The sequence below is a fragment of the Streptomyces sp. ADMS genome (assembly GCF_033441795.1).
GTDB lineage: Bacteria > Actinomycetota > Actinomycetes > Streptomycetales > Streptomycetaceae > Streptomyces.
Window position 1 is genome coordinate 1 of the sequence record NZ_JAVFVX010000481.1, and the last position, 363, is coordinate 363.

Genomic DNA, 363 nt, shown 5'->3' on the forward strand with positions numbered 1-363 from the left:
ACGAATCGTCCAGGAGCACCATCGAGGCCGCCTCCCGGGCCACGTCGGTGCCCGAAGCCCCCATCGCCACGCCGATGTCGGCGTGCTTGAGTGCCGGGGCATCGTTGGCCCCGTCCCCGGTGACCGCCACGACCTCGCCCCGTCGCTGGAAGGCGGTGACCACGCGCATCTTGTGCTCCGGGCTGACCCGGCACAGCAACAGCTCGGACGGTTGGCCGAGCAGAGTGTCGAGTGCCTCCTCGTCCATCGCGTCGAGCCGGGAGCCCGTCACCACGACCGGATCCGGCCCCCGTACGATGCCGACCCGACGGGCCACGGCCTCCCCGGTGAGCGGGTGGTCGCCGGTGACCATGACGATCCGGA

At 71.6% G+C, this 363-nt stretch carries 1 protein-coding gene; it reads right to left on the reverse strand.

From position 1 onward, the window contains the following. Nucleotides 1-363 (reverse strand): HAD-IC family P-type ATPase (locus RB628_RS41650; RefSeq protein WP_412180810.1); only part of this gene is annotated, 363 nt, incomplete at both ends.